A 26,716-nucleotide genomic window follows, 5' to 3' on the forward strand; every position below is an offset into this window, starting at 1 on the left:
CGGACACGCGGCGCGAGCGCGGGCGGGGCGGGGGCGCGCGGGGGCGTGCGCCGTTGTCTTCTCGTGACCTTACGAACCCGGATTGATCATCTCCGGCCCGCACGCTCGGCCCCATGCCCTCCGGGAAGAAGCGCAAGAACGCCCCGCCCGCCTCCGCCGCCCGCGGGCGGCGCGGCGGCTCCCGCCGTGCCGTGCCGAGCCGCCGCCGCGGGCGTCCCCGCCGCCGGCGGGGGACCGTGCTGGTCGTGGCCTGCCTGGCCTGCGTGGCCTGCCTGGCCGTCACGGCGTTCGTCCACCTGCGCGGCGGCGGGACGGACGCCGCCGAGGCGCGCCCCGAACCCTCGGCCGGCCCGGGCGGCTCCGCGGCGCCGGAGCCGGAGGACGGGCAACGGGACGCAGAAGGCGGCGGAGCGGGGGACGGAGCGGACGCCGGCGGCGGGGAGCCGGACGAGGCCCTGGAGGCCGGGGACGCCGCCTCCTCGGCGGCGGGTTCCGGATCAGGCGAGACCACGGGCGACCCCGGCCCGACCTCGGGCACCGGCGAGTTCGTCACGGCCGACGCCTCGGGGGAGGCGGTGGGCGGCGGCGCCACCGTCCGCCGCTACATGGTGCAGGTGGAGGTGGGCACCGGGGTGGACCCGGAGGAGGCGGCGGCGGAGATCGAGGGCATCCTGGCCGACCCCCGCGGCTGGACGGCGGACGGCGTGGACGCCTTCCAGCTGGTCTCCGAGGGCAGTTACGACTTCGAGATCAAGATCGCCACCCCCGACACCGTGGACCGCATCTGCGGGGCCGCGGGCCTGCACACCCACGGCGAGGTCAACTGCGACGTCGGCGATCAGGTCGTCGTCAACCTCAGGCGGTGGAACACCGGCTCCCCGCAGTTCCCTGGGCCGCTGCACGAGTACCGCGCGCTCATCGTCAACCACGAGGTCGGCCACCGCATCGGACACGGCCACGAGGGCTGCCCGGGGCCTGGACTGCCCGCCCCGGCGATGATGCAGCAGATCGACGGGCTCGACGGCTGCGTGGCCAACGCCTGGCCCTACGACGCGGACGGGAACTACCTCTCGGGCCCTTCCGTTCCCTGACCGCGCGGGCCGGGGGCCCAGCGCACCCGGCCCGTCGCAGTCCGTTATTTCTTGGGGCTCTGTCGGTTGCGCGGCGTACCCTGGGACCCCGGAGGTCAGGTACCACCGGCAGTGTCCAGTTCAGAGAGGGATGAGCAGGTCCGCACGCGACCGCCCATGACGCAAACACCGACTCACCAGCCAGCGGCTCCCGCGGCTGAGGCGACCGCCCGGTTCACCGTTCCGGCGAAGCACCCCATGGTCACGGTGCTGGGCTCTGGCGACGCGCTGCTGCGCGTCATCGAGCGGGCTTTCCCCGCCACCGACATCCACGTCCGGGGCAATGAGGTGAGCGCCACCGGCGACCCGTCCGAGGTCCGGCTCGTGCAGCGGCTCTTCGACGAGATGATGCTCGTGCTGCGCACCGGACAGCCGCTGAGCGAGGACGCGGTGGAGCGCTCCATCGCGATGCTGCGCGGCGGCCCGGGGGAGACGGAGGGCGCCAGCCCCGCCGAGGTGCTGACGCAGAACATCCTGTCCAACCGGGGCAAGACGATCCGGCCCAAGACGCTCAATCAGAAGCGTTACGTGGACGCGATCGACCGGCACACGATCGTCTTCGGCATCGGCCCCGCCGGCACGGGAAAGACCTACCTGGCCATGGCCAAGGCCGTGCAGGCCCTGCAGTCCAAGCAGGTCACCCGCATCATCCTGACCAGGCCGGCGGTCGAGGCGGGGGAGCGTCTCGGCTTCCTGCCCGGCACGCTCTACGAGAAGATCGACCCCTACCTGCGGCCGCTGTACGACGCGCTGCACGACATGCTCGACCCCGACTCGATCCCGCGGCTGCTGAGCGCGGGCACGATCGAGGTCGCGCCGCTGGCGTACATGCGCGGCCGGACGCTGAACGACGCGTTCATCATCCTGGACGAGGCGCAGAACACGAACCCCGAGCAGATGAAGATGTTCCTCACCCGCCTCGGGTTCGAGTCCAAGATCGTGATCACCGGCGACGTGACCCAGGTCGACCTGCCGGGCGGCACGAAGAGCGGCCTGCGGCAGGTGCAGGAGATCCTCGACGGCGTGGAGGACGTCCACTTCTCCCGGCTCACCAGCCAGGACGTGGTCCGGCACAAGCTGGTCGGCCGTATCGTCGACGCGTACGACCGGTACGACGACCGGACCCGAACCGCCCAGTAAACGGAAAGCAGCCGCCTGAGAACATGGCGATCGAGGTCAACAACGAGTCCGGCCTGGAGATCGACGAACGGGCCATCCTCGACATTGCCCGCTACACCCTGGCCAGGATGCGGATTCACCCGCTCTCGGAGCTGTCGGTGATCGCGGTGGACACCGCGGCCATGGAGCAGCTCCACCTCCAGTGGATGGATCTGCCGGGGCCCACCGACGTGATGTCCTTCCCGATGGACGAGCTGCGCCCGCCCACCAGGGACGAGGAGGAGCCGGCCCAGGGCCTCCTCGGGGACGTCGTCCTGTGCCCCGAGGTGGCCCGCAGCCAGGGTGCCGCGGCTCCCACCGGCCACTCCATGGACGAGGAGCTGCAGTTGCTCACCGTCCATGGCGTGCTCCACCTGCTGGGCTACGACCACGAGGAGCCCGTCGACAAGGCCGAGATGTTCGGCCTGCAGAAGGCCATCGTCGACGGCTGGCGCGCCGAGCAGGGCCTGTCCGGGCCCTCTCCGGCACCCACCACGACATGACCGGCACCCTGCTGACGGCCGTCGTCGCCCTGCTGGCGCTGGCCTGGCTGGCCTCCTGCGCGGAGGCCGGCCTCGCGGTCATCACCAGCTTCCGGGCCGAGGAGGCCCAGCGGTCCGGGCGCCGCGGCGCGGCCCGTCTCGCGGTGGTCGCCGCCGACCCGACGCGCTACCTCAACCTGGCCCTGCTGCTGCGGGTCGCCAGCGAGATGGCCGCGGCGGTGCTGGTCGCCTACGGCAGCCTGAAGTGGTTCGGCTCCGCCTGGCCGGGGCTGACCGTGGCCTTCGGGATCATGGTGCTGCTCTCCTTCGTGGCGGTCGGCGTCTCGCCGCGCACCATCGGCCGCCAGCACCCCCTGGCCACCACGACCCTGGCCGCCTACGTGCTGGTGCCGCTCGGCCGGGTCCTCGGCCCGCTCACCCAGTCGCTGATCCTGCTGGGCAACGCGCTGACCCCGGGCAAGGGCTTCCGCCGCGGCCCCTTCGCCTCGGAGGCCGAGCTGCGGGCCATGGTGGACCTCGCCGAGCGGGAGTCGCTGATCGAGGACGAGGAACGCCGCATGGTGCACTCCGTGTTCGAGCTCGGCGACACCCTGGTGCGCGAGGTGATGGTCCCGCGCACCGACCTGGTCTCCATCGACCGGCGCAAGACCCTCAGGCAGGGCCTGACCCTCGCGCTGCGCTCCGGCTTCTCGCGCATCCCGGTCACCGGCGAGAGCGACGACGACATCGTCGGCATCGCCTACCTGAAGGACCTGGCGAGGAAGGTGCACGTCAGCCGCGAGGCGGAGGGGGAGCTTGTCGAGACGGTGATGCGGCCGGCGACGTTCGTGCCCGACACCAAGAACGCCGGCGACCTGCTCCGGGAGATGCAGCGCGACCACATCCACGTCGCGATCGTCATCGACGAGTACGGGGGCACCGCGGGGCTGGTCACCATCGAGGACATCCTGGAGGAGATCGTCGGGGAGATCACCGACGAGTACGACACCGAACTGCCGCCCGTGGAGCGCCTCGACGAGGGCGCGCACCGGGTCACCGCGCGGCTCGACCTGGGCGCCCTCGGCGAGCTGTACGGGCTGCGCCTGGACGACGAGGACGTGGAGACGGTGGGCGGGCTGCTGGCCAAGGCCCTGGGCCGGGTGCCGATCGCGGGCGCAAGCGCCGTCGTCGACGTGAGCCGGGAGCAGGCGGACAACCGCCGCGCCGGCCCGCCGCTCGCCGGGCTGCGGCTGACCGCGGAGTCGGCGGCCGGGCGGCGCAACCGCATCGACCGGGTGCTGGTCGAGCCGGTCCAGGCCGAGGAGCCGGAGGCGGAGCCCGAGGGCTGAGCGGGCTCGCGCAGGGGGCGCCCGGGCCGCCGGGACCGGCCGCGGCTCACCCGAACGGCGGCACGACGCTGGCCGCCCCGGCGTCCGGGTGGCGCCATGGGAGTCATGTACGCGCATCTACGCATGGCCGCCGTCGGGGGGCTCGCGGTGCTGGGCTTCGCCGTGGCGCCGGGACTGCCGCTCTCCTCGGACACCCTGTCCGACCAGCAGCTGCGCGCCGCACTCCTCGACCCGGTCGACTTCCCCGAGGGCTGGGCCAGCGACAGCGAGCGCTCCGCGCGCCAGCGCGGCTTCGGCGTGCCGAAGCCCACCGAGGACTCCTGCGGGCAGCTGTTCGACAGCGAGGAGGACACCACGGCCAAGGCCGGGTTCGCCAGGACGCGCAGCGGTCCCTTCGTGACCACCGTGCTCGCCTCGCACGAGGACCCGGAGGAGGCGCGTGGGGAGTTCGCCCAGTTCCGCGCGCAGGCGCAGAAGTGCCGGACCATCCACACCAGGGAGGGACCGCGCGGCAGCGCGCGGCCGGTGGCCTACCAGGCGTCGGGCCTGGACGTGAAGAAGCTCGGCGAGGAGAGCACCGCGGTGCGCTTCGAGCGCCGGGGCGAGGCCGGGGCGCACACCGGCGAGGTGGTCGCCGAGGTGGTGATCGCGAGGGTCGGCGCGCACCTGGTGCGGGTCGCGCAGGCGGGGCGTGAGGACGGCGCCACCGAGGACGTGGAGTCGATCGCCGACCGCGCGGTGGACAAGCTGGAGCAGGTATGCGACGGCCACATGCCCACCCCGAGCCCCAATCAGCCCGGCACCACGGACCTGTGAGGCGGGGGCCGCGGGCGAGAGCGGCGGGCGCAGGAGTCCGCATCCCCTGAGGGCGGGCCCGCCCGCCGGCTCCCTCCTTGCCGCTTTGCTGAACGTTCGTTTAGTCTACTGGACATGCGTTCAGTCTCGGAGGACAGGACCGCGCGGGCGATCGTGCGTGACGAGGCGCTCCGGCTCTTCGCGGAGCGGGGGCCCGACGCCGTTTCCGTCCGGCGGATCGCCGCCGCGGCCGGCGTCTCCCCCGCCCTGGTGCTGCACCACTTCGGCTCCAAGGAGGGCCTGCGGGCCGCCGTCGACGCCCACGTCGTCGCCACCTTCGGGGCGCTGCTCGGCGAGCTGACCGGGGAGCAGGGCGGTGAGTTGGCCGACCCGGCGCACGGCGGGCTGCTCGCGGAGGCGATGATGCGGCACCTGCCGCCCGGCTCGCCGCTGGCCGGCTACCTGCGCCGGCTGCTCCTGTCGGAAGGCGAGGCCGCCCGCGCGCTGTTTCGCAGCCTCTTCGCACTCGCCAGGCAGGCCCTCGACGAACTGGCCGCGGCCGGGATGGCGGCCCGGGGGCGGGAGCCCGCCGTGCGCGCCGCGTTCCTGCTGGCCAACGACCTGGCCGTGTTCCTGCTGCGCGATCAGCTCGCCGGGGTCCTCGGCTTCGACCCGCTGTCGGCCGAGGGCATCGCCCGCTGGGGGCCCGAGATGCTCGCCGTGTACGCCGGCGGACTGACGGCCGAGGCCGGGCCGCCCGCGCCGCCCCCTCCCGGCCGCGCGCGGGACCACGGGCCGTCCCGGCCGGCCTCCGGGCCGGAAACGCGGGAGGAGCCTCCGGCGCCGGAAGGGCGCGGAGTACCGCAAGGGCCCGGTGAGGGCGCCGGTCCCGAGGACGAAGGGAGAGGTCCGTGACCGAGGACGGCCCGCACCAGGGGACCGCCGGGGGCGCGCCGCGGGGCGGCGCCGGCGGGGGGACCGGCGGTGCAGCCGGCGGGGCGCGCGGCGGCGCGCACGCGGGCGGCCAGGCCGCGCTGACGGCGCGCCTGCTGCACAAGGCGTACGGCCGCAGGCAGGTGCTGCGCGGCGCCGAACTCACCGTGTACCCCGGGCAGTTGGTCGCGGTGGTCGGGGAGAACGGCGCGGGGAAGTCGACGCTGCTCCGGGCGCTGGCGGGCACGCTCGCGGTGGACCGCGGCGAGGTCCGCGTGCGCGGGCGTCTGGGCTACTGCCCCCAGGAGCCGGTGCTCGACCCCGGCCTGACCGCCCTGCAGCACCTGAGGTACTTCGCCGCCGCCTACCGGCTGCCGAGCCCCGCGCCGGGGCGCGCGCTGGCGCGCGAACTTGACTACGAGCGGTACCTCGGCACGGCCGCCGGCGCGATGTCCGGGGGCACCAGGCAGAAGCTGAACCTCACCCTGGCGCTGCTGCACGACCCCGACGTGCTGCTGCTCGACGAGCCGTACCAGGGCTTCGACTGGGAGACCTACCTGCGCTTCTGGAAGCTGGTCGAGGAGCGGCGCCGACGCGGCAAGGCCGTCGTCGTCATCACCCATCTCGTCTTCGAGCAGGACCGCTTCGACGTCCTGGCGGAACTCTCCGGCGGAGTCCTGCGCCCGCGCCCCGTGGCCGCGCAGCACGTCCCCTCCGGGCACGCCGCCTCGCAGCACTCCGCCCCGCGCCACCCCGCCCCGGGCGACGCCGCCTCGGAGGACCAGGGGAGGCGCTCGTCGTGACGCTCGCCGCGCCCCGGGGCCGCCCCGCGCCCGGCCAGTTCGCCGCCGCCCTGCGCTTCTCCCTCCTCGGGCAGACCCGCAACCGGATGGCGACCCTGCTGCTCGTCCTGTTCGTGCCCCTGTGGTACCTGGTCATGGAGGAGATGGCGGGCCGCGAGCCGCTGGACTACCGGCTCTTCGCGACGGGGCGGGTCCTGACCGTCGACGGGGGCCGGCTGACCCTGCTGTCCGCGGGGCTCAACGCCCTCACCATGATCTGCGGCTTCGCCGTCTTCGACGCCGTCCGCAGGACCCTCGCCTTCGACCGGCGCCTGGTGCACGCCGGTTACCGGCAGAGCGTTCTCATCGGCGCCAAGACCCTCTCCGTCGCCGTGGTGACCTGCGCGGTCGCCTGCTACGCGGCCCTGGTGCTGCTGGCCTTCTGGCGGCCGGGCCCGGCCGGGTGGGCCGCGGTCCTGGCCGGCTTCGCCGTGATGGCCCTCACCTACGGGGCGCTCGGGCTGCTGCTCGGGGTGCTGGTGCGCAACGACCTGGAGGGCTTCTTCCTGGTCATCATGGGCGGCCTGATGGACACCTTCCTGCAGAACCCGCTGGGCAACCCGCTGGCCAACAAGCCGCTGCTGCGGTGGTTCCCCTCCTTCGGCCCCATGCAGTTCGCCACCGGCGGCGCCTTCGGCGGCACCGCGGCCTGGCGTTACCTCGCGCTCGGCCTCGCCTGGGCCGCCGGATTCGCCGCCTGCGGGCTGCTGATCTTCCGCTTCCGCACCCGCCGCCGCGCCCGCTGACCGCGCCCGCGCCCCCGGGCCGGGCCGCGCGCCCCCGGCCGCGCCCGGAGAGAGCCCCGGTCCGCGCCCGGGAAGCGGCCCGGCCTGCCTCCGCCCGCGCAACTCCCGGGCGAGGGGCGGGAGACAGGGGCGCGGCGCCGGGACCTGGGCCCGGGGGGTGCCGCCGTTGTGGGGCGCCGGGCCGGGCCCCGTAGGCTCGGGGCCATGAGCGAGCCGCTTGACCCAGAAGACCGCAAGATCCTCACCCTCGCGCGCAGCGCCAGGGCCCGCAACCGCACCCCGGAGGGCGCCGCGGTCCGGGACGAGACCGGCCGCACCTACGTGGCCACCACCGTGGCCCTGGACTCGCTGCGCCTGAGCGCGCTGCGCACCGCCGTGGCGATGGCCGTGGCGAGTGGGGCCACCTCCCTGGAGGCCGCGGCCGTGGTCACCGAGGCGGAGGCGCCGCCCGCGGAGGACCTGGCGGCCGTGCGCGACCTGGGCGGCGCGGGCACCCCCGTGCTGCTGGCTGGCCCCGACGGCCTGCCCCGTGCGACGATCCCCGCGTCATGAACAGCTCCCAGGACTCCACGGACCACCGCTCCGGCTTCGCCTGCTTCGTCGGGCGCCCCAACGCGGGCAAGTCGACGCTGACCAACGCCCTCGTCGGCACCAAGGTCGCCATCACCTCGGCGCGCCCGCAGACCACCAGGCACACCGTGCGCGGCATCGTGCACCGCCCCGACGCCCAGCTGATCCTGGTCGACACCCCGGGGCTGCACAAGCCGCGGACCCTGCTCGGCCAGCGGCTGAACGACGTGGTGCGCACCACCTGGGCGGAGGTGGACGCCATCGGCTTCTGCCTGCCCGCCGACGAGAAGACGGGGCCCGGCGACCGTTTCATCGCCAGGGAACTCGCCAGGATCAAGGGCACGCCCAAGATCGCGGTCGTCACCAAGACCGACCTGGTCGACAACGAGACCCTCGCCGAGCGGCTGATCGCCGTGGACCGGCTCGGCAAGGAGGTCGGCATCGAGTGGGCGGAGATCGTGCCGGTCTCGGCCGTGGCCGGGGAGCAGGTCGAACTGCTCGCCGACCTGCTGGTGCCGCTGCTGCCCGAGGGGCCGCAGCTCTACCCGGAGGGCGACCTCACCGACGAGCCGGAACAGGTCATGATCGCCGAGCTGATCCGGGAGGCGGCCCTCGAAGGCGTGCGGGACGAACTGCCGCACTCCATCGCCGTGGTCGTCGAGGAGATGCTGCCGCGCGAGGACCGCCCCGCGGACCGGCCGCTGCTCGACATCCACGCCAACCTGTTCATCGAACGCCCCAGCCAGAAGGGCATCGTCATCGGCCCGGGCGGCCGGCGCCTCAAGGAGGTGGGCACCACGGCCCGCCGGCACATCGAGGCGCTGCTCGGCACGCCCGTCTTCCTCGACCTGCACGTCAAGGTCGCCAAGGACTGGCAGCGCGACCCCAAGCAGCTGCGCCGCCTCGGCTTCTGAGGCAGCAGGGCCCCGGCTGACCGGGGCCCGGGGCGGCGCCGTTCGGCACGCTCCGGGACGCCCCGGCGCGTGCGGAACGGCCCCGGCGCGCCGGGGAAGTCCCCGCGCCCCCGGACGGCCGCGCCGCCCCGGTCAGCGCACGGCGTAGCCGGCCAGGGCGGGCTCAAGCAGGCCGAAGACCCGTTCCGCGCCGCGGGCCGCCGCCGCGCCGATCTCCCCGGCGTCGAGCCCCCGCAGGGTCAGGTCCATGACCTGGCGGAACAGGGTGCGGTGGGCGGCCGTCAGCAGGGCGGCCGCGGCCCTGGGCGCGAGGTCGTCCGGGTCCGCTCCGGCCTCGGCGGCCAGCACCTCGGCGAGGGCGTCCTCGCGCTGCTCGTGCAGCTCGCGCAGCCGGGCCGTCAGGGTGGGGCTCCCGGTGATCATCCGCACGAACTCCGGCCCGGAGAAGCCGAGTACGGGGTCGTGCCGCTCCACCGCGGCCAGGTACGCGCGGCGCAGGGCCGCCAGCGCGGATTCGCCCGCGCGCCGCTCGGCGACCGTGTGCGCCAGGCGCGCGGTGAACGCCTCGTGCTGGTCGAGGGCGAGGTCCTCCTTGCGCGGGAAGTAGTTCGTGACCGTCATCTTGGCGACCTGGGCGGCGCTCGCGATCTCGGCGATGGTCACCGCCTCGAAGCCGTCGCGCAGGAACAGCCGCGTCGCGGCGTCCGAGATCGCCTGGCGCGTCTGCCGCTTCTTGCGTTCACGCAGTCCCTCGGGCATGGGCCCATTCTGGCAGGGGCCCCACCCAAAAAACATCTTGACCTATAAATAGCCTCGACCTAAGTTTGTCTGCGTCCTTCCAAGTGAGACGAAAGGAGAGCGCATGAATCTGCGCGTCACGCCCCCCGTTCCCCACCGCCCCCCGGCCCGCCGCCCGGCGTGGCCCGCCCCCACCCCGCCCGGGCCCCGGCGGCCCGGGTCCCCCGTCCCCACCCCCCGGCGCATGCCGAGGAGGAAGGGCCGCTGAACCCGAGCACGACGACATGCGGCGGCCGCCGGCGGCGGACCGGCCGGGAAAGGCAGCGATGGACCTGCGCACCACCCGGGGCGGGCCCCGGCGCCTGATGAGCGTGCACGCCCACCCCGACGACGAGTCGAGCAAGGGCGCGGCCACCCTCGCCAAGTACGCCGCCGAGGGCGCCGAGGTGCTGGTGGTCACCTGCACCGGCGGCGAGCGGGGGGAGGTGCTCAACCCCGCCATGGACCGGCCCGAGGTCCGCGAGAACCTCGCCGCCGTCCGGCGCGCCGAGATGGCGGCGGCCCGCCGCATCCTGGGCGTCGGGCAGCGCTTCCTCGGCTTCGCCGACTCGGGGCTGCCCGCCCCCGGCGAGCCGCTGCCCCCCGGCTGCTTCGCGAACCGGCCGCCGGAGGAGGCCGCCCGGCGCCTGGTGACCCTCGTCCGCGAGTTCCGCCCGCACGTGCTCGTCACCTACGACGAGACCGGCGGCTACCCGCACCCCGACCACATCCGCACGCACGAGGTGACCCTCGCCGCCTTCGAGGCGGCGGGGGACCCCGGCCGGTACCCCGGCACGGGCGAGCCGTGGCAGCCGCTCAAGCTCTACTACCACGGGGCGCTGTCCAGGGCCTGGTTCCAGGCGATGCACGAGGGCATGACGGCGCGCGGCATCGACTCGGGCATGGAGGAGGTGCTGGCGGAGTTCCCCGCCGGGGCCCCCGCGCCCGCGTTCACCACCCGGGTGCCCTGCGCGGAGTACTTCCGGGTCCGGGACCTGGCGCTGCTCGCGCACGCCACGCAGATCGACCCGAACGCCGGGTTCATGCGCCACGACCGCGAGGTCGAGCGGGAGGTCTGGCCCACCGAGGACTATCGCCTCGCCCGCTCGCACGTCGAGGTCGACCTCCCCGAGGAGGACCTGTTCGCCGGCCTGCCCCCCGCCGGGTGAAGACCGGGCCGCGCGATCAGGCCCGGGCGGCGGCCGCGGCGGTGAGGAGGCGTTCCGTGTCGGTGGGCGGCAGCCGCAGCGCCTCCCCGACGGTGCGAAGCAGCGCGCGCTCCGCCGCCCGGTAGGGCCCGTCGGCCAGCGCGACCCGGGCGCCGAGCAGCAGCAGCCGCTCCCGGCCCGGGGACCGCAGGTGCCCGGTCAGCGCGCCGATCGTCTCGCGCAGCTCGTGGTCGAGCGCGGGCGGGCGGTGGCGGGAGAGCGCGGCCTGGAGCGTCAGCAGCCGCTCCTCGGTGCACTCGGGGAATCCCGCGGCCCGCACCGCCTCCACGGCGGCCCTGCGGGCGGCGTTCGGGTCCCCGCCGCCCGCCGCGAGCACCCCGAGGGCGACGGCGTGCACGGCGTCCCGCAGCAGCCCCGCCAGCCGCGTGGTGGTCGGCTCCTCCAGCACGGAAGGCGGGAGGTGGCGGCGGCAGCCGGAGCACTCGACGACGGGCTCGGCCGCACCGCGCGGCAGCACCGGCAGCCCCAGCACGGTCAGCCGTCTGCGGCCCGCCAGGCGCCGGTAGCAGCGGTCGCCGCCGCACTCGGCGCAGAAGAACTCGCCGTCGTCGATCACGTGCCAGGCCGTGCGGACACCCGCCATCCTGGCCACCCGGGAGCGCACCACGCCGTACCTCCGTTACCCGCTGGCAACTTCGCCGTGGGCGTGATGTTAACCACACGCGGGGACCGGCGTCAGTAGTGCATACGCACAAAAGCCAGGGCCGGGCCGTGGCGGCGAGGCCACGGCCCGGCCCGGGGAAGGCGGCGGGCCCGCCCGCGGGGCCCGGGGTCAGCGGGACGCGCGGTTGACCGCGGAGACCACGGCCTTCAGCGAGGCCCGCACGATGTTGGCGTCGATCCCCACGCCCCACAGCACCCGGTCCCCGATCGCGCACTCGATGTACGCCGCGGCCTGCGAGCCGGCGCCCTCGCTCATCGTGTGCTCGACGTAGTCCAGGAGCCGCACCCCCGGGTCCACCACGCCCGCCGTGACCAGCGCGTCGAAGAAGGCGGCGAGCGGCCCGTTGCCCGTGCCCCGCAGCGTGGTGTCCCGGCCGTCGACCACCACGTCCACGGTCAGCGCGTCCTGCCCGTCGCTCGTGGCCGAGGTCTGCGCCTCGCGCAGCGCCACCCGGCCCCAGCGGCCCTCGGCGCCGGGCGCCGGCAGGTACTCGTCGGAGAAGATCGCCCAGATCTCCCCGGGGCTGACCTCGCCGCCCTCGGTGTCCGTCTTCTCCTGGATGATGCGGGAGAACTCCACCTGCATCCGGCGCGGCAGCTCCAGCTTGTGGTCGTTCTTCAGGACGTAGGCCACGCCGCCCTTGCCCGACTGGGAGTTGACCCGGATCACGGCCTCGTAGGAACGCCCCACGTCCTTCGGGTCGATCGGCAGGTAGGGCACGTCCCACGGCTCGCCCGGCTCCCCGGTCATCGCCTCGAAGCCCTTCTTGATGGCGTCCTGATGCGAGCCGGAGAAGGCCGTGTAGACGAGGTCGCCCACGTACGGGTGGCGCGGGGGAACCTCCATCTGGTTGCAGTACTCCCAGGTGCGGCGGACCTCGTCGATCCGCGAGAAGTCGATCTCGGGGTCGACGCCCTGGGAGAAGAGGTTCATGCCCAGCGTCACCAGGTCGACGTTGCCGGTGCGCTCGCCCTGGCCGAACAGGCAGCCCTCCACCCGCTGGGCGCCCGCCATCACCGCCAGCTCGGCGGCGGCCACCGCCGTGCCGCGGTCGTTGTGCGGGTGCGCCGAGAGGCACACGTACGGGCGGTGGGACAGGTTCCGCGACATCCACTCGAAGCGGTCGGCGTAGGTGGAGGGCGTCGAACGCTCCACGGTGGCCGGCAGGTTGAGGATGATCTCCCGGCCGGGGCCAGGCTGCCAGACCTCCATCACGCCCTCGCAGACCTCAAGCGCGAAGTCGAGCTCGGTGTCGGTGAAGATCTCGGGGCTGTACTGGTAGCCGAAGACGGTCCGGTCGTCCAGCAGCTTCTCGGCGCACTTCAGCACCATCCGGGTGCCGTCCACGGCGATGGCCTTGACCTCCTCGCGCCCGCCCCGGAAGACGACGCGGCGGAAGGTGGGGGCGGTCGCGTTGTACAGGTGCACGGTGGCGTGGTGGGCGCCGACCAGGGATTCGACGGTCCGCTCGATCAGCTCCTCGCGGGCCTGGGTCAGCACCGAGATGGTGACGTCCTCGGGGATGGCGTCCTCTTCGATGATCGACCGCACGAAGTCGAAGTCGGTCTGCCCCGAGGAGGGGAAGCCCACCTCGATCTCCTTGTAGCCCATGCGCACCAGCAGGTCGAACATCGCGCGCTTGCGGGCCGGGGACATCGGGTCGATCAGGGCCTGGTTGCCGTCCCGCAGGTCGGTGGACAGCCAGCGGGGGGCCTTGGTGATGCGCTTGCCTGGCCAGGTGCGGTCGGGCAGGTCCACGGCCTCGAAGGGGCGGTACTTGTGGATCGGCATGCCCGAGGGGCGCTGGCGTACGGTCTCGGCGGTCAGGGGGGTGGGGCGGCTGGTGGCACTCATGGGCGCCGGTTCTCCTTGGGCGATCAGTGCGGCGTCCGGACTCCGGGGAACCCGGTGATTCCGGGACGGGGGCCGACGGCAGCACCGAACTCCGCGGGGAGGGGGTCGGCCGACTACAGACCCTCGCCGCGGCGGCTAAGGAGAAGCATCCCGTAACGCATTGCCCGGCCAGCCTACCCCGGCCCGGGTCAGGCGCCCCTTCCGTATCAGCATCCGAGACGCACGCCACACGCCCGCGCGCCCCCCGGTCCCGCCCCTGCACCCCGCCTCCCCGCCCGCCCTCGCTCCCCGCCCGGGCCCCGTACTCCCCGGGGAGTACCGGGCGGGCGGGGCCGCCGCCGGGAGTAGGGGCGAGTTCGCCCGGCGGGGCGACGCGCCGCGGCCCGCCCCCGGCGGAGGCTGTCGGCGGAGCGGCGTGCCGCCCGGGGAGGCCCCCGGGCGCGGGAACGCCACGGGGCACGCCCGGCGCGCGCGCCGCGGGGCGCGCCGCAGGACGGACGCCGAGGGACGGCGGGAGGGGCGCACGTGGAAGGGACCGCGAGGACCGTGACGACCGGGCGGAAGCCGGAGGGGAAGGCGGCGCCGGGAGCCGGCGGGCCCGGGCGGGGTGCGGGGGCGGTGTCCCATGATGGGCCGATGCCCCGGAAGACACCGCCGCCCGCCTCCCCCGAGCAGGCGAGGGACCGGCTGCTGCGGCGGGACGCCTCGCTCGCCGGCGGCGTCGCGGCCCTGTGCTCCCTGCTGGCCCTGACCGTGCACGGCCACGGCTCCTCGCCCGACCCGCTCGGCTGGCTGCTGCTGACCGGCGTGGTCGCCCCGCTGGCCTGGCGCCGCCGCATGCCGCTGGTCACGCTGCTGACCGGCCTCGCGTTCGCCTCCCTCTACCACGCGCTCGGCTACAACCACGCCGCGCCCTTCGCCGCCTCCGCGTTCGCCCTCTACACGGTCTCGGCCATCGGCCCGCGCCGCAGGACCCTGGGCGTCGCCGCCTCGGTGCTCCTGCTGATCGTCGCGGTCTGGTCGATCAGCGGTGCGGACGTGGGGCAGGAGACCCTGCGCACCTCCGGCTGGATTCTGGCCGTCATCGCGCTCGGCGAGACGGTCCGGCTGCACCACAGGTACCTGCTCGCGATGCGGGAGCGGGCCGAACGCGCCGAGCGCACGCGGGAGGAGGAGGCGGCGCGCCGGGTCGCGGAGGAGCGGCTGCGGATCGCCAGGGACCTGCACGACCTGCTGGCCCACAGCATCACGCTGATCGGCGTGCACGCCTCCGTGGCCGCCCACCTGCTGCACGCCGACCCCGGGCGGCTGGACCGGGCGGCGCTCACCGAGGCGCTCGACATCATCTCCGGCACCTGCCGGGACGCCCGCGCCGAACTCCGCACCACGCTCTGGGTGCTGCGCGGCGGCGAACGCGCCGGGGAACCTGCGGGCCGGCCGCTGCCCGGGCTGTCCGGCCTGCCCGACCTGGCGCGCGCCGCGCGGGCCGCGGGCGCCAGGGTGGAACTCGCGGTGCCCGAGGAGGAACCGCCGCTGCCGCCGGTGGCGGGGGCGGCGGCCTACCGGATCGTCCAGGAGGCGCTCACCAACGCGGTGCGGCACGGCGGCCCCGGCGTCGGCATCCGGGTCTCGGTCCGCCGGGACGACGGGGCGCTGCGGGTCGAGGTCACCGACGACGGCGGCCGGCGCGCGGCCGTCCCGGCGGGCGCGGGGCCCGCCCCGCACGGCGCCGGGGGCGCGGAGGGCGCCGTCGGCGGGGGCGGCACGGGCGGTGGCACGGGTGGCGGCGGCGCGTTCGGCGGCACGGGCGGGTTCGGCATCCCGGGCATGCGGGAGCGGGCCCGCAGCATGGGCGGCACCCTGGAGGCCGCGCCCCGCCGCGAGGGCCCCGGCTTCACGGTCACCGCGGTCCTCCCCGTTCCCGCCGTCTCCCCACCGGGGCCGCCGCCGCGGTGACCTCCCGCTCCGCGCCCTCACCGCCTTGCCCGGCCCGTCACCTCAGGTAGCGCCGCGCCACTGCCGCGAAGGCGGCCTTGGGCTCCCACGCCATGTCGGGGTAGGTGTGCCCCCGGCCGCTTTCGAGGAGTTTGACGATGCCGAGGCTCGCCCGGTCCAGGTCTTCCTCGGGATCGCCGTCCGGGCGGTACGGGTAGCCGGGCAGGGCGAACAGGAACACGAAGGCGCTGTCCACGCCCTCGGTCTCGAAGATCTCCAGCAGTTCGTCGAGGTAGGCGGCCTGCCCGGCCTCGTCGCGCTCGTAGGCACCGTTCAGCCGTACCGGGGCCTTGGTCTCCGGGTCGTGCTCGACCACCTCGAGCACCCGCCCACCGCGGTCTCCCGCGCCGCGGTAGGCCGCGGTGCCGAACCCCGTGAGGGCGAGCGGCTTCGGGCCGCGGGCCAGGGTGCGCACCGCCTCCCGGAACCGGTCGGCCACCTCGGCGGAGCGGATCAGCTCGTACGTCACCACGTCGAAGGGGGTCCAGTCGACCTGTTCGAACTGGATCGACGCGTAGGTGAGCGTGCCCTGGTAGCGCTCGCGGATCGTGGCCACGGCGTCGCGGAGGAACGCGTTGATGCGCACGCCGAGCGCGCCTATCGCCTCGGCCCGCCGCTCGGGTCGGCTCATCAGCTGCTCGACCCGCTCCTCGGGGCTCGCGCCGGGCAGGAACCCGCGGTTCATGACGCTCAGCTCGACCCCCGCGACGAACACGACGGCGGCCCCTCGCCGCCGGAGCCGTTCCGCGCGCTCGGCGCAGTCGCGGAAGAGGGTGAGGATCTCCTCGGGTTCCAGCTCCAGCGGATAGGGCGAGAACCAGACTTCCAGGCCGAGTTCGGCGGCGGCGCCGGCGGCCAGCTCCAGCCGGTCCGGGTCGCCGCCGATGATCTGGACCGCGTTGCAGTGCAGGTCGTCGCGGATGATGGCGAGTTCCCGCCGGACCACCGCGGGGTCGAACTGCTCGCGGGATGTCCGGCCGTGCACGACGAATCCGGTGTCGTAGGTCATTCCCCTGGCGCGCATGGTGCGGTCCTCCCTGTCGATTGCGGGCGGATCGAGGCTGACAGAAAATGTGCGTGCGCGCAACTTTGCTCTCACGTGGATTTGCCATCACGCAAGTTTGCGGGCGCGCAGCCCGGTGTGCGACGCTGGGATTGTGACGACACCACCCCCGGGGCTGCGGGAGCGGAAGAAGCGGGCCACGCGTGAGGCGCTGCGCGAGGCGGCCCTGCGCCTGGCCGTGGAGCGCGGACCCGATGGGGTGCGGGTCGAGGACATCGCCGAGGCGGCCGGGGTCTCCCCGCGCACCTACAACAACTACTTCGCCAGCCGCGAGCAGGCGATCGTCTCGGCCGTCACCGCGGACCGGGAGGCGCGGATCGCGGCGGCGCTCGCGGCCGGGCCCGCCGGGGCGCGCCTGGCCGACGCCGTCACCGAGGCGGTGGTCGGGCAGTACGCGAACACCGGCGAGCGCGAACAGAAGGCGCTGCTGCTCATCACCACCCGCGCCGCGCTGCGCGACGCGTACCTCGGCAGCACCGCCGGCATCGAGCCCCCGCTCGCCGAGGTGCTCGCCGCACGCCTGGGCGACGCAGGGGCGCACACGGCCCGTGTCCTCGCGGCGAGCGTGGCCGCGGCGGTGCGTATCGCGCTGGAGGGCTGGCTCCGGCCGGCCGGAGCGGCGGAGGCCGCCGGGGGACTGGTCGTGCCCTCCGGCTCACTGCCCGACCTGCTCCGCGCGGCGCTGGCCCCGCTCGCGCCCGCCTTCGACGCCGCGGAGCGGGGCACCAGGCCGTGACCTCGCGCCGGCCGGGGCGTTTCCCGGCGGCGCGGTGACGCCTTCCCGTTCCACCCGTCCCCGTTCCACCCGCCCGCGGCCTTACGGGGCCGGCCGGCCCTACCCTTGTGAGCCATGACCGCCACGCCCCCAGGGGACGCCGACGGAAGACGTCTCAGAGTCCTCCTCGCCGACGATCAGCGCCTGGTGCGGTCCGCCTTCGCGATGCTCGTGGAGTCCGCGCCCGACATGGCCGTCGTCGGGCAGGCCGGCACCGGACGCGAGGCCGTCGAACTGGCGCGATCCGCCCGCGCCGACCTCGTGGTGATGGACATCAGGATGCCGGACCTCGACGGCATCGAGGCCACGCGCCGCATCGCGGCGGACGAGGGCCTTTCCGGCGTGCGGGTGCTCGTGCTGACGACCTTCGACACCGACGAGCACGTGGTCGAGGCGCTGCGCGCGGGCGCCTCCGGCTTCCTGGTCAAGGACACCAGGCCCGCCGAACTGCTCGACGCCATCCGCACCGTGGCCGCCGGGGAGGCCCTGCTCTCGCCCGGGCCGACGGCCCGTCTCATCGCCCGCGCCCTGCGCGCGCCCCAGGCCCCGGCCGGCCTGGCGGCCCCGGCCGATCTCGGCGGGCTCTCCGAACGCGAGCGGCAGGTGCTCGCGCTGGTGGCGCGCGGGCTGAACAACACGGAGATCGCCGAGACGCTCGGGCTCTCGCCGCTCACCGCGAAGACGCACGTCAGCCGCATCATGGGCAAGCTCGGCGCCCGCGACCGCGCCCAACTGGTCATCGCCGCCTACGAGTCCGGGCTGGTCACCCCGGGCGGCGGATAGCCCGCCCGCGCCCCGCCCGGCCCGGCGGCGTCCGCCCGCCCCGCCGCACGGCCCCTGCCCCGGGCGGGCTGCACGCGCGTGAGCCGGGTCCAGCCGGTCCAGCCGCGCTGCTCCAGCAGCTCGATGAGCCGACGGGCCGGCGGCACGGTGTCGAACGCCAGGGCGTCCATGAGCGTGGCGAGCGGCGGCGCGATGTCGGCGTCGTCGACGTAGCGCTCGCCCTGCTCTTCGGCGATCCGCGAGAGGTAGTCCGCCAGCTTGTCGGCCAGTTCGACCAGCCGCGGGTCGTCGCCGGTCCGGTCGAGCGCCTGGCCCAGGGTGAGGTAGAAGTCGACGAGCCCCGAGCCGGCAAGCTGCTCCTGCTTGCGTGCCACCCACTCCCGGACTCTGCCGGGTGCCTGCGCGGCCAGCGCGACCCAGCCGTCGCGTTCGACCCGGATGATCCGTTCGTCGACCCCGAGTGCCCGGAGGCGGTCGAGAAACCCGGCCACCTCACGGGGCAGCGCCAGGTTGTCGCCGGCGGCGAGGCGGGCGATCCGCCTGCGGTGCCGCTGCCGTTCCCGGATCTCCGCCCGCAGCCGCGTGTCGATCTCGGCGACCGCCGCGGCGAACTCCGCCTCGTCGGCCCGGAGCAGTTCCCGCACCCGCGCCAGCGGGACTCCCGCCTCGGCGAGGGTCCTGATCTTGATCAACTCGATCACGGCGCCGGCGTCGTACCTCCGGTAGCCGGAGTGGTCCCGCTCCGGCTCGGGCAGCAGCCCCTTGGCGTGATAGTGCCGCACGGCGCGTACCGTCACTCCCGCGTACGAGGCGAGCTCGCCGATCGTCAGCATCGGACCAGTCTCCTTCGGGCCGCTCAGGAGGTCGGTTCGCGGGACGGGGGGTGTGCGTTCCGGATGATCCGGGCGATGTCCGCGGCGTGGGTGAAGGGCAGCCGGTGGTCGGCGTCGAGCCAGGAGGCGGAGATGCGCGGCCGGTCGCGGAGGAGCCGCTCGACGCCGGCCCGCCAGAGCCGGTTGTGCCGCGGTGCGCGCCCCTCGGTGCCGTCGCCGGCGATCGAGGTGGACATGATCATCGTGACCGGGCAGTCGATCTTCCGGTAGCGGTCGAGTATGCCGGAACGCACCACATCCATTTCGAGGTTCAGCGCGTGGATGTCCTGGGCGGTGAGTGCCACCCGGTGTGCGGCGCCCGCCGCCGGCCCGGCCCCGTGCCGGGCCGCCAGATCCTGCGCCATGGCGCGGAAGTCCGCCAGGTCGGCCTCGGTGATGAAGGGTTCGGGCAACGGGTTCGCCCCGTCGATGAGGACCAGCCCGGCGACGCTGCCGGGGCGCGCGGAGGCGTGGTGCACGACCAGGTCCGCGCCCAGCGAGTAGCCCACGAGCAGGGGCGCCGAGGGCAGGTCGAGCCCCGCCGGCACGGCGGCGAGATCGCTCAGGAAGGCGTCGAAGCCGTACCGGCCGGCGGCCGAGGCGAGGCCGTGTCCCCTGAGGTCGAAGGTCACCACGTCGTGGTCGCGCCGCAGCAGGCCCGTCAGCTCGTGCAGATCGGCCTGTGTCGAGTTCAGGCCCGGGCACAGGACCAGCGGGCGTCCCCTGCCGCCCCGGGACACCGGGAGGGTGACGCCGTCGTGGTGGATCGTGAAGTGCCGCATCGTCCCGCCGCCTTTCTCGTCCCGCTCGCCTTCCGTTTCCTCTTCCGTTTCCTCTTCCGTTTCCTCGCCGGCCGGTGTGCCGTTGCCCGTCCGGCGGGCGGGTCCCCCGGCCCGGGCGGTCGCCGTGTGGCCTTCGCCCGGGGTGCGCGGTCCGGCGGCCTGGGGCGCAGTGACTCTCGTCGTCATACCGGCCATGGTGCAGGGCTGCCCCTGGGGCAGGGTCAACCGCCGCGGCCACCTGATGGGCCCGCCCTCACCCGGGGCCCGTACCGCCCTTCCGCGCCGGCCGCGGCCGACCGTGCCGCGAACCTGCCGGGTACCGGTGGGACGGGCCGCCTCGCGCCCGCGTGCGCGCAACGGGCGGGCCGCTCCCGTGCGCGGGCGCCCGCGACCCGGCGCCCGCGCATGGGCGAGAATGGGCCGCATGAGCCTGTTCCGCGACGACGGCATCGTGCTGCGCACCCAGAAGCTGGGCGAGGCGGACCGGATCATCACGCTGCTGACCAGGGGAAACGGCCGGGTGCGCGCGGTGGCCAGGGGGGTGCGCAGGACGAAGTCGAAGTTCGGCGCGCGGCTGGAGCCCTTCACCCACGTCGACGTGCAGTTCTTCGCCAGGGGCAGCGCGCTGATCGGGCGCGGGCTGCCGCTGTGCACCCAGACCGAGATCCTCGCGCCCTACGGGCAGCACATCGTCGGCGACTACGCCCGCTACACGGCGGGCACCGCGATGCTGGAGACGGCGGAACGGTTCACCGACCACGAGGGCGAGCCGAACGTCCAGCAGTACCTCCTCCTGGTGGGCGGCCTTCGGACGCTGGCCGCCGGGGCGCACGCGCCGGGGCTCGTGCTCGACGCGTTCCTGCTGCGTTCGCTCGCGGTGGGCGGATACGCCCCCAGCTTCGCCGACTGCGCGCGGTGCGGGCTGCCCGGGCCCAACCGGTTCTTCTCGGTGTCCGCGGGCGGTTCGGTGTGCGGGGACTGCCGGGTGCCTGGCAGCGTGGTGCCCTCGCCCGAGGCGGTGCGGCTGCTCGGCGCCCTGCTGACCGGGGACTGGGAGACGGCGGACGCCGCCGAGCCGCGGCACGTGCGGGAGGGCAGCGGCCTCGTCTCGGCCTATCTGCACTGGCACCTGGAGCGGGGGCTGCGTTCCCTGCGGTTCGTCGAGAAGGGCTGAGCGGGGATACGCTCGGGCGGAGAGCCGTTCGACTACTGGAGTTCCCCTATGGCCCCCCGCGGAATGCTGGCTCCCAGGACCCGGCAGCGGCGCGAGTACCGCGCCCCCGAGCCCCATCCCTCCGGTGCCCGTCCGCCCAAGCTGCCGGGGGAGCTGATCCCGCGGCACGTGGCGATCGTCATGGACGGCAACGGCCGGTGGGCCAAGCAGCGGGGCCTGCCCCGCACCGAGGGCCACAAGGTCGGCGAGTCCGTGGTGCTCGACGTCGTCAAGGGCTGCCTGGAGATCGGCGTCAGGAACCTCTCGCTCTACGCCTTCTCGACGGAGAACTGGAAGCGTTCCCCCGACGAGGTCCGTTTCCTCATGGGCTTCAACCGCGACGTCATCGATCGCAGGACCGACGAGCTGCACGAGCTCGGCGTCCGCATCCGCTGGGCCGGGCGCGAGCCGCGGCTGTGGAAGTCGGTGATCCGCAAGCTCCAGGTCGCCGAGGAACGCACCAGGGACAACGACGCCATGACCCTCTACATGTGCGTCAACTACGGCGGCAGGGCGGAGATCGCCGATGCGGCGGCCCGGCTCGCGGCCGACGTGCGGGCGGGGCGGATAGCGCCGGAGAAGGTGAACGAGAAGACCCTCGGCCAGTACCTGTACTTCCCCGACATGCCGGACGTCGACCTGTTCCTGCGTCCCTCGGGGGAACAGCGCACCTCCAACTACCTGATCTGGCAGAGCGCCTACGCCGAGATGGTGTACCAGGACGTGCTGTGGCCCGACTTCGACCGGCGCAACCTGTGGGACGCCTGCGTCGAGTACGCCTCCCGCGACCGCCGCTTCGGCGGGGCCCTCCCCAACGAGGTGCCGCCGCAGGCCGGTTGAACGCTCCCCCGCCGCCGGTGGGGCGGCGGGGCCGCACGTCCGGCGGGGCCGAGCGCGAGGCCGGCGGGGCGGCGGGTCAGTGGGCGGAACGGGCCTGCCAGCGGCCGTGGTGCCGCTCCACCGCCACCGCGCGCCCGAAGCAGGCGGTCAGGTGGGCGCCGGTCAGCACCTCATCCACCGGGCCGCTCACCAGCATGCGCCCCTCCCGCAGCAGCAGCGCGTGGCTGATGGTGGGCGGCAGTTCCTCCAGGTGGTGGGTGACGGTGATCGTCGTCAGCCCGGGGCGGTTGACGGCCAGCCTGGCCAGCGCGTCCACCAGGTCCTCGCGGGAGGGCAGGTCGAGCGCGTTGAACGGCTCGTCGAGCAACAGCAGGCCCGGGTCGGGCATCAGCGCCCGCGCGATCAGCAGGCGCGCCCGCTGGCCGCCGGAGCAGAACTTGTAGGGACGGTCGGCGAAGTCCTTGCAGTCGAGCTCGGCCAGCAGCTCCCGCGCCCGCTCGCGGGTCGCCTCGTCGTACTTGCGCCACAGCGGCTGCACGGTGCCGGTGGCGCCGGTGAGCACGACGGCCTGCGCGGGCAGGTCCTCGGGGACGCGCTGCGAGGAGGACACGTGCCCGATCATGGCGCGCAACTCGCGGACGTCAACGCGGCCGAGCCGGTGGCCGAGGACCGTCGCGCTGCCCGAGGTGGGGTGCTGCACGGCGCCGACCAGCCGCAGCAGGGAGGTCTTGCCCGCGCCGTTCGCACCGAGCAGCGCCCAGTGCTCGCCGCCGCGCACCGACCAGTCCACCTCGTCGAGGATGACCTGCCCGGTGGTGTAGCGGCGCACGCTGACGCCTTCGAGCTCGACGACCAGGGGCCGTTCCATGGACACACCCTCCCACACCATTGCCTGCGCGCCGCTCCGCGCCCCTCCACGCTAACCCCCGTGGCGCACCGCCCGGATCGGCGTTTCGCCTCGTGAGACGGCCCTCCGGCACCGTGGCCGCACCCGGTCTCAGTCGCGGGCGGGGAACCCGGAGGCCACCGGGTCGCCGCGCCGGGGCGCCTCGCGCAGCGCCGCCTCGGGCAGCACCCGTTCGAGCAGCAGCATGCCCAGCGCGGCCAGGCAGTTCACCGCGCCGAGCACCGCCCAGGGCAGGGCTCGGTGCAGGCCGAACAGCGAGGTGAAGAAGGCGGGGGCCACGATGCCGGCGAGGGTGAAGGAGTACTGGAAGACCGCCAGGTAGCGGCCCCTGGCCGCGAGCGGGGAAAGCGCCGTCACCAGCGCCTGGGACACCGGCGCGTGCATCACCTCGGCCAGCGTGAAAAGCGCCGTCGCGCCGATGAGCGCGGGGATCACCACCCCCGGTGCGCCGGGGCGTAGCAGGGCCCACACCAGGCACCAGCCCGCCCACAGCACGGCGGCGGCCAGCAGGATGCGGCTGCGCCGGTAGGGTGCCAGCCGTTTGACCACCGGGGCGGCGAGCAGCGAGACGGCCACGGTGTTGCCGACCAGGACGGCCGGCGTCACCCAGGAGGGACCTTTCAGCCCGGTGAGCACGAAGGTGGGCAGCGCCAGGGCGAGCATCATGCTCGTCATCGCGAACACCGTGTTGAGCCCGGTCAGGGCGAGGAAGGCGCGGTCCGCGAGCATCGTGCCGTACCCGGCGGACCGCCCGCCGTCCTCGCGCCTGGACCTGGGCGCCCGGACCCACAGCGCGATCGCGGCGCCCGCGGCGGCGAAGCAGCCGGTGGCCGCCCAGGCGACGGCCCGGTAGGCGGCGTCCGACTCCCCCGCGGCGACCAGCCCCGTCGCCAGGCCGCCGACGCCGAGGCCCGCCGTGCGCGCCATGTTGGCCAGGGCGAACCAGGAGTCGGTGCTCATGGCGGAGGCGCTGCCGTCGGCGTAGTCGGCCACCGCCGTGAAGATCGCCGACCAGAAGATCCGCACCCCGAAGGCCACCAGGCTGACGGAGAGGAACACCCCCACCGGGCCGTGCACCGTGCCGTAGCCGAAGTAGCCCGCGGCCTGCAGGCCCTGGGCGGCCACGACCAGGGGCAGCGCGCCGATCCGGTCGGCGAGCGCGCCGGTCACCAGCGGGAGCGGCAGGGTGAGGGCGGTGGCGACGCTCATCAGCACGCCGAGGCTGCTCAGGGAGACGTCGGTGAGCCGGACGAAGAAGATCAGGGAGAGCGGCATGAACAGGCCGTTGCCTATCGCGTCCACGACCAGCGCGCCGATCAGCACGCCACCGCCGCGGGCCGCAGGGCGGTCGGCCATCTCGGTCCCCTTCGCGCGCTTCTCTTCGCGAACCCGGTGCGGGCCGTCGCGGTGCCGCGTGCCTCCTGCGGCGAAGTGCCGAGCCTAGGGCAGGGCACCGGCCGGGGTCATCCGGATTTCACGGCCGCGCCCCGGAACTCGCGCCCGCGGCGCCCGCCTCCCGGGGGCGCCGGCGGGATGGGGGGGCAGGCGGGATGGAGGACTTGGGCGGGATGGGGGCTCAGGCGGGACGGGGGGCGCCGCCGCCGGAGGGCGCGCCGGTGGCCTCCGCGGCGGCCGTGAAGTCCGCCGCGGTGGGGGAGGGCACCGGCAGCGGGTGCGCGGCCGCGGGGGTGAGGGCGTCGAAGGCCAGGTGGAGGTAGCGGCGCCACAGGCCGGGGCTGACGCCGGCGAGCGGGGCGGCGGCCTGGACGGCGCCGCCGAGCAGCAGCACCACGTCCTGCCCCGAGACGTCCTCGCGGATCGCCCCGGCCGCCCGCGCCCTGGCCGCGAGCGCCTCGGCCGCCCCGATCAGCCGGGCCATGGCGGCGCGCACCTCGGGGTCGGCGCGCGAGGCGGAGGCCACGGCCTGGCAGAACGAGCGGTCGTCCGCCTGCAGTTCGGCGCCCGCCGTCATGAACTCGCGCAGGGCGCGCCAGGGGTCGGGGGCCTCGAGCAGGGCCGTGCCCGTGTCGGCGAGTTGCTCGAGCTGATCGCTGAAGATCGCCGCCATCAGGCGTTCCTTGGTCGGGAAGTGCCGGAACACCGTGCCCTTTCCTATGCCGGCCCGGTGCGCGATCTGGGCGACCGAGACCTCCAGGCCGTGCGCCGCGAACTCCGCCGAGGCGGCGTCGATCAGCAGGCGCCGGTTGCGCGCGGCGTCGGCTCGCAACTTCGTCATGCTCTTCACCCTAGCAAGCGGACCGGGCGGTCAGGTTCCTGTGATACGGTGAGGAAGGTGACCGGGTGGTCCGGTTGTGCAGGATTGGTGTGGCCGACGGCGCTGGTGCCGGCGGGGCCGGTCCTGCGGTCGAGGCGGTGCCGGCGGGCTGCCGGGGAATGGGGAGGGGCGCGATGAGCGTGGGACAGGTGACGGAGCGGGAGACAATGCGGGCGCTGGTCGCCGGCGGGTACGGCCCGCCCGGGGAGCTGGCGGTGGCGGAGCTGCCGGTGCCGGTCCCGGGGCCGGGGCAGGTGCTGGTGCGGGTGGCCGCGGCGGCGCTCAACCCGGCGGATCTACGGCTGCTCGGCGGGGCCTTCCGCGAGGCCGTGCCGCTCGCCTTCCCGCACGTGCCCGGCAGCGACTTCGCGGGCGAGGTCGTGGCCGTGGGGCCGGGAGGCGGCCGATTCGCGGTCGGCGCGCGGGTGTTCGGGCACGGGCTGCCGCGGGCGGCCGGGGCGATGGCGGAGCAGGCCGCCTCCCCGCCCTCCTTCACCACCGGGGCGATGGCGGAGTTCGCCCTCTTCGAGTCCGGCACCCCGGGCCTCGCGCCGGTGCCTGAGGGGCTCTCGCCCGAGCGGGCCGCGACCCTGCCGATCCCGGGGCTCACCGCCCTGGCCCTGCTGCGGGAGGGCCGCTTCTCGCCGGGCGAGACGGTGCTCGTGCTCGGAGCGGCCGGAGGCGTGGGCGGTGCCCTGGTGCCGCTGCTCGCCGCGGCGGGGGCACGGGTGATCGGCACCGCGATCCCCGCCGACGCGGAGTATGTGCGGGGGCTCGGCGCCGCCGAGGTGCTCGACTATCGGTCCGTCGATCCGGCCGAGGAGGCGCTGCGCCGGGTCGCCGGCGGCGTGGATGCCCTGGTGAATCTGGCCCTGCCCGGCCCCGCGCTGACAGCCGCCGCCCGCGCGGTCAGGCCCGGTGGCCGGGTGCTGAACGCCGCCTTCCCCAGCCAGGACCCCGGGGAGTTCGCCAGGGCGTGGCCGCGGCTCACCGGGCGGACGGTGCTGATGTCCGCCCGGGAGGGAGCGCTGGCCGAGCTCGCGGAGAAGGCGCGGACGGGGGTGCTGCCGGACACGATCTCGCGGCGGTACGGGCTGGCGGAGGCGCCCCGGGCGTACGCGGACCTCGCCGGGCGCCATGTGCGGGGGAAGCTGGTGGTCGTCATGTGACGCCGACGAGGCGGACGGCGCGCCGGTCCCCTGGGGTGCGGGTTCCCGGCGGGTGCCGGTCCCTGGGTGGGGCGGGGAGCGGGCAGGGGGCGTGCGAGGGAAGGGGCGCGCGGGAGCAGGGGAGGGCTCAGTCCCGGTGGCGGGCGCAGTCGCCGCAGGTGCCGAAGATCTCCACGGTGTGCCCGACGTCGACGAAGCCGTGCTCCCGGGCCACCGCATCGGCCCACTTCTCCACCGCGGGGCCCTCGACCTCAAGCGCCTTGCCGCAGGCCCGGCACACGAGGTGGTGGTGATGGTCGTCGGTGCTGCACCGCCGGTAGACGGCCTCGCCGTCGCTGGTGCGCAGCACGTCCACCTCTCCGGCGTCGGCGAGCGACTGGAGGGTGCGGTAGACCGTCGTCAGCCCGACCGAGTCGCCCCGGTGCTTGAGCATGTCGTGCAGCTCCTGCGCGCTGCGGAACTCGTCGACCTCGGCGAGTGCCGCGGCGACCGCCGCCCGCTGACGCGTCGAACGGCCGCGCACCGGTGGTCCTGCCGTCGTCATCAGCTCCTCCTTGCGTCGGTCCTGCAACGCGGTCCCTGCCCCCGCCAGGGTAGTC

The 26,716-nt window shown here is 74.8% G+C and carries 27 protein-coding genes; 17 read left to right on the top strand and 10 right to left on the bottom strand.

Annotated elements, in window-relative coordinates; genetic code table 11:
* Positions 1–113 precede the first annotated feature (113 nt).
* From D7294_RS04075 to era, 10 genes are all read left to right on the top strand, one after another.
* Positions 114–1,091: a DUF3152 domain-containing protein gene (locus D7294_RS04075; protein ID WP_120675578.1), complete on the top strand. Its 978-nt coding sequence runs from the start codon at positions 114–116 to the stop codon at positions 1,089–1,091.
* 156 nt (positions 1,092–1,247) lie between these two features.
* Positions 1,248–2,270 carry a PhoH family protein gene (locus D7294_RS04080; RefSeq protein ID WP_120675580.1) on the top strand — a complete coding sequence of 341 codons (1,023 nt, stop codon included), beginning with the start codon at positions 1,248–1,250 and terminating at the stop codon, positions 2,268–2,270.
* Between the two features lie 23 nt (positions 2,271–2,293).
* Positions 2,294–2,791 (top strand): rRNA maturation RNase YbeY, encoded by a 498-nt coding sequence (gene ybeY / locus D7294_RS04085; protein ID WP_120675582.1) that lies wholly within the window; start codon positions 2,294–2,296, stop codon positions 2,789–2,791.
* Positions 2,788–4,119 (top strand): hemolysin family protein, encoded by a 1,332-nt coding sequence (locus tag D7294_RS04090; RefSeq protein ID WP_120675584.1) that lies wholly within the window; start codon positions 2,788–2,790, stop codon positions 4,117–4,119. The genes ybeY and D7294_RS04090 overlap by 4 nt, the downstream gene beginning before the upstream one ends.
* A 96-nt stretch (positions 4,120–4,215) precedes the next feature.
* A complete protein-coding gene (locus D7294_RS04095; protein ID WP_147450771.1) occupies positions 4,216–4,935 on the top strand; it encodes a hypothetical protein in 720 nt (239 codons plus the stop codon).
* 114 nt (positions 4,936–5,049) lie between these two features.
* Complete coding sequence (locus D7294_RS04100) at positions 5,050–5,829, top strand: TetR/AcrR family transcriptional regulator (RefSeq protein ID WP_120675588.1); 780 nt, start codon at positions 5,050–5,052, stop codon at positions 5,827–5,829.
* 119 nt (positions 5,830–5,948) lie between these two features.
* Positions 5,949–6,650, top strand: a complete 702-nt coding sequence (locus tag D7294_RS04105; protein WP_120676183.1) for an ABC transporter ATP-binding protein — start codon at positions 5,949–5,951, stop codon at positions 6,648–6,650.
* On the top strand, positions 6,647–7,435 hold the full coding sequence (locus tag D7294_RS04110; protein WP_241562085.1) for an ABC transporter permease subunit: 789 nt from the start codon (positions 6,647–6,649) through the stop codon (positions 7,433–7,435). The genes D7294_RS04105 and D7294_RS04110 overlap by 4 nt, the downstream gene beginning before the upstream one ends.
* A 204-nt stretch (positions 7,436–7,639) precedes the next feature.
* A complete protein-coding gene (locus D7294_RS04115) occupies positions 7,640–7,987 on the top strand; it encodes a cytidine deaminase (protein ID WP_120675590.1) in 348 nt (115 codons plus the stop codon).
* Complete coding sequence (gene era, locus D7294_RS04120; RefSeq protein WP_120675592.1) at positions 7,984–8,919, top strand: GTPase Era; 936 nt, start codon at positions 7,984–7,986, stop codon at positions 8,917–8,919. The genes D7294_RS04115 and era overlap by 4 nt, the downstream gene beginning before the upstream one ends.
* A gap of 132 nt (positions 8,920–9,051) precedes the next feature.
* Here era and D7294_RS04125 read toward each other — a convergent pair whose 3' ends face one another.
* Positions 9,052–9,678, bottom strand: coding sequence for a TetR/AcrR family transcriptional regulator (locus D7294_RS04125; RefSeq protein ID WP_120675594.1), 627 nt, complete (start codon positions 9,676–9,678; stop codon positions 9,052–9,054).
* A 305-nt stretch (positions 9,679–9,983) separates the two neighbouring features.
* On the opposite strand from D7294_RS04125, the gene mca reads away from it, so the two are divergent.
* Positions 9,984–10,865 (top strand): mycothiol conjugate amidase Mca, encoded by an 882-nt coding sequence (gene mca, locus D7294_RS04130; protein WP_120675596.1) that lies wholly within the window; start codon positions 9,984–9,986, stop codon positions 10,863–10,865.
* Positions 10,866–10,881: 16 nt separating this feature from the next.
* On the opposite strand, the gene D7294_RS04135 is transcribed toward mca, so the two are convergent.
* Together D7294_RS04135 and leuA are read right to left on the bottom strand one after the other, a co-directional pair.
* A complete protein-coding gene (locus D7294_RS04135) occupies positions 10,882–11,508 on the bottom strand; it encodes a TerB family tellurite resistance protein (protein ID WP_120676187.1) in 627 nt (208 codons plus the stop codon).
* Positions 11,509–11,697: 189 nt separating this feature from the next.
* Complete coding sequence (gene leuA / locus D7294_RS04140; protein ID WP_120675598.1) at positions 11,698–13,443, bottom strand: 2-isopropylmalate synthase; 1,746 nt, start codon at positions 13,441–13,443, stop codon at positions 11,698–11,700.
* 636 nt (positions 13,444–14,079) lie between these two features.
* Between leuA and D7294_RS04145 the strand changes: the two genes are divergently transcribed.
* Positions 14,080–15,399: a sensor histidine kinase gene (locus D7294_RS04145; protein ID WP_120675600.1), complete on the top strand. Its 1,320-nt coding sequence runs from the start codon at positions 14,080–14,082 to the stop codon at positions 15,397–15,399.
* Positions 15,400–15,436: 37 nt separating this feature from the next.
* On the opposite strand, the gene D7294_RS04150 is transcribed toward D7294_RS04145, so the two are convergent.
* Positions 15,437–16,447 carry a hypothetical protein gene (locus tag D7294_RS04150; protein WP_120675602.1) on the bottom strand — a complete coding sequence of 337 codons (1,011 nt, stop codon included), beginning with the start codon at positions 16,445–16,447 and terminating at the stop codon, positions 15,437–15,439.
* 148 nt (positions 16,448–16,595) lie between these two features.
* Between D7294_RS04150 and D7294_RS04155 the strand changes: the two genes are divergently transcribed.
* Both D7294_RS04155 and D7294_RS04160 read left to right on the top strand, forming a co-directional pair.
* Complete coding sequence (locus D7294_RS04155; RefSeq protein ID WP_206619459.1) at positions 16,596–17,237, top strand: TetR/AcrR family transcriptional regulator; 642 nt, start codon at positions 16,596–16,598, stop codon at positions 17,235–17,237.
* 114 nt (positions 17,238–17,351) lie between these two features.
* On the top strand, positions 17,352–18,059 hold the full coding sequence (locus tag D7294_RS04160) for a response regulator (RefSeq protein WP_120675604.1): 708 nt from the start codon (positions 17,352–17,354) through the stop codon (positions 18,057–18,059).
* On the opposite strand, the gene D7294_RS04165 is transcribed toward D7294_RS04160, so the two are convergent.
* Both D7294_RS04165 and D7294_RS04170 read right to left on the bottom strand, forming a co-directional pair.
* Positions 18,023–18,892, bottom strand: coding sequence for a MerR family transcriptional regulator (locus D7294_RS04165; RefSeq protein WP_120675606.1), 870 nt, complete (start codon positions 18,890–18,892; stop codon positions 18,023–18,025). The genes D7294_RS04160 and D7294_RS04165 overlap by 37 nt on opposite strands.
* A 23-nt stretch (positions 18,893–18,915) precedes the next feature.
* Positions 18,916–19,713, bottom strand: a complete 798-nt coding sequence (locus D7294_RS04170) for an alpha/beta fold hydrolase (protein WP_120675608.1) — start codon at positions 19,711–19,713, stop codon at positions 18,916–18,918.
* A gap of 424 nt (positions 19,714–20,137) precedes the next feature.
* Between D7294_RS04170 and recO the strand changes: the two genes are divergently transcribed.
* Both recO and D7294_RS04180 read left to right on the top strand, forming a co-directional pair.
* Complete coding sequence (recO, locus tag D7294_RS04175) at positions 20,138–20,887, top strand: DNA repair protein RecO (RefSeq protein ID WP_194117727.1); 750 nt, start codon at positions 20,138–20,140, stop codon at positions 20,885–20,887.
* A gap of 48 nt (positions 20,888–20,935) precedes the next feature.
* Positions 20,936–21,766, top strand: coding sequence for an isoprenyl transferase (locus D7294_RS04180; protein WP_120675612.1), 831 nt, complete (start codon positions 20,936–20,938; stop codon positions 21,764–21,766).
* 76 nt (positions 21,767–21,842) lie between these two features.
* Here the strand turns inward: D7294_RS04180 and D7294_RS04185 are convergent, their stop codons facing one another.
* From D7294_RS04185 to D7294_RS04195, 3 genes are all read right to left on the bottom strand, one after another.
* The gene (locus D7294_RS04185; RefSeq protein ID WP_241562087.1) at positions 21,843–22,634 is read right to left on the bottom strand and encodes an ABC transporter ATP-binding protein; all 792 of its coding nucleotides are present in this window, start codon (positions 22,632–22,634) and stop codon (positions 21,843–21,845) included.
* A 129-nt stretch (positions 22,635–22,763) separates the two neighbouring features.
* Entirely contained in the window at positions 22,764–24,029 is a 1,266-nt protein-coding gene (locus tag D7294_RS04190; RefSeq protein ID WP_120675616.1) for an MFS transporter, read from the bottom strand.
* Between the two features lie 220 nt (positions 24,030–24,249).
* A complete protein-coding gene (locus D7294_RS04195) occupies positions 24,250–24,909 on the bottom strand; it encodes a TetR/AcrR family transcriptional regulator (protein WP_120676191.1) in 660 nt (219 codons plus the stop codon).
* A 173-nt stretch (positions 24,910–25,082) separates the two neighbouring features.
* Here D7294_RS04195 and D7294_RS04200 point away from each other — a divergent pair, with 173 nt between their 5' ends.
* On the top strand, positions 25,083–26,117 hold the full coding sequence (locus D7294_RS04200; RefSeq protein WP_241562088.1) for an NADP-dependent oxidoreductase: 1,035 nt from the start codon (positions 25,083–25,085) through the stop codon (positions 26,115–26,117).
* Between the two features lie 127 nt (positions 26,118–26,244).
* Here the strand turns inward: D7294_RS04200 and D7294_RS04205 are convergent, their stop codons facing one another.
* Complete coding sequence (locus tag D7294_RS04205; protein ID WP_120675620.1) at positions 26,245–26,661, bottom strand: Fur family transcriptional regulator; 417 nt, start codon at positions 26,659–26,661, stop codon at positions 26,245–26,247.
* Between the last annotated feature and the right edge of the window lie 55 nt (positions 26,662–26,716).

The organism is Streptomyces hoynatensis (genome assembly GCF_003626535.1).
Taxonomy (GTDB): Bacteria; Actinomycetota; Actinomycetes; order Streptomycetales; family Streptomycetaceae; genus Streptomyces; species Streptomyces hoynatensis.

What these genes read in the sequence shown, in the direction of transcription:
- D7294_RS04180 (WP_120675612.1), top strand. Translation starts at nt 20,936, where the DNA reads ATGGCCCCCCGCGGAATGCTGGCTCCCAGGACCCGGCAGCGGCGCGAG.
- D7294_RS04075 (WP_120675578.1), top strand. Translation starts at nt 114, where the DNA reads ATGCCCTCCGGGAAGAAGCGCAAGAACGCCCCGCCCGCCTCCGCCGCC.
- D7294_RS04115 (WP_120675590.1), top strand. Translation starts at nt 7,640, where the DNA reads ATGAGCGAGCCGCTTGACCCAGAAGACCGCAAGATCCTCACCCTCGCG.
- D7294_RS04200 (WP_241562088.1), top strand. Translation starts at nt 25,083, where the DNA reads ATGAGCGTGGGACAGGTGACGGAGCGGGAGACAATGCGGGCGCTGGTC.
- D7294_RS04125 (WP_120675594.1), bottom strand. Translation starts at nt 9,678, where the DNA reads ATGCCCGAGGGACTGCGTGAACGCAAGAAGCGGCAGACGCGCCAGGCG.
- D7294_RS04195 (WP_120676191.1), bottom strand. Translation starts at nt 24,909, where the DNA reads ATGACGAAGTTGCGAGCCGACGCCGCGCGCAACCGGCGCCTGCTGATC.
- leuA (WP_120675598.1), bottom strand. Translation starts at nt 13,443, where the DNA reads ATGAGTGCCACCAGCCGCCCCACCCCCCTGACCGCCGAGACCGTACGC.
- ybeY (WP_120675582.1), top strand. Translation starts at nt 2,294, where the DNA reads ATGGCGATCGAGGTCAACAACGAGTCCGGCCTGGAGATCGACGAACGG.
- recO (WP_194117727.1), top strand. Translation starts at nt 20,138, where the DNA reads ATGAGCCTGTTCCGCGACGACGGCATCGTGCTGCGCACCCAGAAGCTG.
- mca (WP_120675596.1), top strand. Translation starts at nt 9,984, where the DNA reads ATGGACCTGCGCACCACCCGGGGCGGGCCCCGGCGCCTGATGAGCGTG.
- D7294_RS04185 (WP_241562087.1), bottom strand. Translation starts at nt 22,634, where the DNA reads ATGGAACGGCCCCTGGTCGTCGAGCTCGAAGGCGTCAGCGTGCGCCGC.
- era (WP_120675592.1), top strand. Translation starts at nt 7,984, where the DNA reads ATGAACAGCTCCCAGGACTCCACGGACCACCGCTCCGGCTTCGCCTGC.
- D7294_RS04165 (WP_120675606.1), bottom strand. Translation starts at nt 18,892, where the DNA reads ATGCTGACGATCGGCGAGCTCGCCTCGTACGCGGGAGTGACGGTACGC.
- D7294_RS04160 (WP_120675604.1), top strand. Translation starts at nt 17,352, where the DNA reads ATGACCGCCACGCCCCCAGGGGACGCCGACGGAAGACGTCTCAGAGTC.
- D7294_RS04145 (WP_120675600.1), top strand. Translation starts at nt 14,080, where the DNA reads ATGCCCCGGAAGACACCGCCGCCCGCCTCCCCCGAGCAGGCGAGGGAC.
- D7294_RS04135 (WP_120676187.1), bottom strand. Translation starts at nt 11,508, where the DNA reads ATGGCGGGTGTCCGCACGGCCTGGCACGTGATCGACGACGGCGAGTTC.
- D7294_RS04205 (WP_120675620.1), bottom strand. Translation starts at nt 26,661, where the DNA reads ATGACGACGGCAGGACCACCGGTGCGCGGCCGTTCGACGCGTCAGCGG.
- D7294_RS04080 (WP_120675580.1), top strand. Translation starts at nt 1,248, where the DNA reads ATGACGCAAACACCGACTCACCAGCCAGCGGCTCCCGCGGCTGAGGCG.
- D7294_RS04170 (WP_120675608.1), bottom strand. Translation starts at nt 19,713, where the DNA reads ATGCGGCACTTCACGATCCACCACGACGGCGTCACCCTCCCGGTGTCC.
- D7294_RS04090 (WP_120675584.1), top strand. Translation starts at nt 2,788, where the DNA reads ATGACCGGCACCCTGCTGACGGCCGTCGTCGCCCTGCTGGCGCTGGCC.
- D7294_RS04150 (WP_120675602.1), bottom strand. Translation starts at nt 16,447, where the DNA reads ATGACCTACGACACCGGATTCGTCGTGCACGGCCGGACATCCCGCGAG.
- D7294_RS04190 (WP_120675616.1), bottom strand. Translation starts at nt 24,029, where the DNA reads ATGGCCGACCGCCCTGCGGCCCGCGGCGGTGGCGTGCTGATCGGCGCG.
- D7294_RS04095 (WP_147450771.1), top strand. Translation starts at nt 4,216, where the DNA reads ATGGGAGTCATGTACGCGCATCTACGCATGGCCGCCGTCGGGGGGCTC.
- D7294_RS04100 (WP_120675588.1), top strand. Translation starts at nt 5,050, where the DNA reads ATGCGTTCAGTCTCGGAGGACAGGACCGCGCGGGCGATCGTGCGTGAC.